The sequence below is a fragment of the Pseudomonas sp. MWU12-2020 genome (genome assembly GCF_023100605.1).
Classification (GTDB): Bacteria; Pseudomonadota; Gammaproteobacteria; order Pseudomonadales; family Pseudomonadaceae; genus Aquipseudomonas; species Aquipseudomonas fluorescens_H.
The window spans coordinates 1-2,034 of the sequence record NZ_JALMEX010000033.1 but is presented as its reverse complement, the minus strand read 5'-3'; the positions used below and the strand labels follow the sequence as shown (position 1 = coordinate 2,034).

General features: G+C 59.7%; 4 protein-coding genes. 1 reads left to right on the top strand and 3 read right to left on the bottom strand.

The features are described from left to right. Positions 1-523 (top strand): SOS response-associated peptidase family protein (locus M0814_RS28865; protein WP_247868572.1); only part of this gene is annotated, 523 nt, incomplete at its 5' end. Here the strand turns inward: M0814_RS28865 and M0814_RS28860 are convergent. The 3 genes from M0814_RS28860 to M0814_RS28850 all read right to left on the bottom strand — a co-directional run. After that, the gene (locus M0814_RS28860) at positions 524-754 is read right to left on the bottom strand and encodes a hypothetical protein (protein WP_112997893.1); all 231 of its coding nucleotides are present in this window, start codon (positions 752-754) and stop codon (positions 524-526) included. 443 nt (positions 755-1,197) lie between these two features. After that, positions 1,198-1,704: a lysis system i-spanin subunit Rz gene (locus tag M0814_RS28855; RefSeq protein ID WP_112997894.1), complete on the bottom strand. Its 507-nt coding sequence runs from the start codon at positions 1,702-1,704 to the stop codon at positions 1,198-1,200. Beyond that, positions 1,704-2,034, bottom strand: a 331-nt coding sequence (locus M0814_RS28850; RefSeq protein WP_247868571.1) for a cell wall hydrolase, incomplete at its 5' end; no start/stop codon positions are given. The genes M0814_RS28850 and M0814_RS28855, both read right to left, overlap by 1 nt.

The window sequence follows — 2,034 nt, the reverse complement described above, 5'->3', positions numbered from 1 at the left end:
CCTGCACGCCGACATGGTTCGGTGGGGATGGCGCCCGCACTGGGCCAAGGATCGCGCCGCGCCGATCAATGCTCGAGTAGAGAAAGTCGCCCACGGCCCGTTCTTCCGCGTAATCTGGCCGCACCGGGCGATCATCGCGATCAATAACTGGTTCGAGTGGGTCGACGAAGGCGGGCCGAAGAAGCAGCCCTATCTGATAAGGCACCGGGACCAGTCACCAATCCTGTGTGCCGCCATCGGCCAATACCCGAACGAAGAGCGCGGCCCGGGCGAGCATGACGGCTTTGTGATCATCACAGCCGACAGCGCCGGCGGCATGGTCGACATCCACGACCGGCGCCCTGTTGCGTTATCGCCTGAACTCGCGCGGGAGTGGTTGGATCCGGCCACGCCGAAAGAACGCGCCGAACAGATGGTGCTGCGCCAAGGCGAGCCGACAGAGGTGTTCGAGTGGTTCAAGGTTGACCGGGCAGTGGGGAATGTCCGAAACCAAGGCCCGGACCTGATCAAGCCGATCGATTGATCAACTGTGCGTCAGCGTTTTCAAGCGCTCCACCAGTGCGGCCTCAAAAATGATGTACAGCCTTTCCGCATCGCCGGCGCGCAAAGCCCCGCCGGTTTCCAGTCCAAGCACGAAGCCATCCGCCCGTGCTCCCGCCTTCACAGCGATGATCATCGAATCAGCACGAACGATTTGCGCCAGCAATCGATCCGCCTCTCGTTTCTGCTTGTCGCTCAGCACCACGCCTTCCACGTCAGCCACCTGTTACCTTCACTACGACATCCAATACATGACAGAAAGTACGACTGAAACCCAGATAATCGTCATCACAATTGAGTAGCCAGCCAGCTGCTTTTCCACTTTGAACCTATTCTGCGTTGAATTACTTGTCGAGCTGAACCCGACAATTTACATATGCATCAGTACCTGGCGTTGCCCCGTAGGAGCGACATTTTGCATCGTCAGCTGCGCTCTTAGCGGCCTCAACGGCTTCGGCGTTGTTTACACGCCTCTGGCGCTCAGAGTAACCATTGGTTCCAGGCAAACAGTCAGCCCGTGGAGTACCTAGCGCACATTCCATTGGGTGGTTGGAGCATCCAGCGACCAGCACCACCACAGCGCATGAAAGCAGAATCTTCATGGTAGTTCCTATAAGAAAAATAGGAGTTTGCCATCGCAAAAGCAAAGGTGCAGTACTAGGGCGAAATTTCGCGAACATACGCTTGGCACGCCTGCAGCGCGATCAGCCCCCGGTCGCCTTCGTCGGTGATGGCGATAATTCGTTGAGCATGCGCTGGGTCAAGTCTGGCTCGTACGGCTGCATGATCCACGCCGCCGGTGCCGGCGGTGGCTGGCACCCCGCAGCCTTTGGCAGCGTCGGTTGCGTCAAGGAGGACTGACAACCGCAAATCAGAAGTGGCAAGGCGATCGCGCAGGCGATCCTGGTTCTTTTGAGCATCGGTCATTTTCTCGAAGTGGGTTTGCTCACTGGCCGCCAACCGCTGCTCGAGCGCCAGGCGCTTGTCCTGCTCGACTTGCTGCGCGGTGGCGGCGGCCTGGGTCAGTTGATTGAGGGTTTCGGCGTGCAGCCGCGCCTGCTCGGCCAACTGCTTGCCATAGCGCCAGTCCTGAAACTGCCAGGCACTGCCGGCGCCGATCAGTACCAGTGTCATCGCGCCCACCGCTTTCCACGGAACCACCATCACGGCACATCCTTAAAAAAGGCGTGCCCGCCCAATTTGAGCGTCTGCTTGGCCTTCGCCGCCCAGGCCGGCGCTTTGATGCTGGTGGCGTAGTAGTGAGTGGCGCCGCCGGTGGGATCCGGCACCTTGCCGTCGATCACCTGGTCAGCCGCGATTCGGCACTGCGCCAGCTCGCGGAACGGGATCTGCTTCACACCGATCAGGAACTGATAGTTCGGGTCGGTCTTGTTCCAGCAACTGAACTGGTACGGCTTTTGGCACACGCCGGCGTAGCCCTCGCCCCACCACGAATTGGTCTTGCCGTCGAACACTCGGTTGCGGATCGTCCAT

What these genes read in the sequence shown, in the direction of transcription:
- M0814_RS28855 (WP_112997894.1), bottom strand. Translation starts at nt 1,704, where the DNA reads ATGGTGGTTCCGTGGAAAGCGGTGGGCGCGATGACACTGGTACTGATC.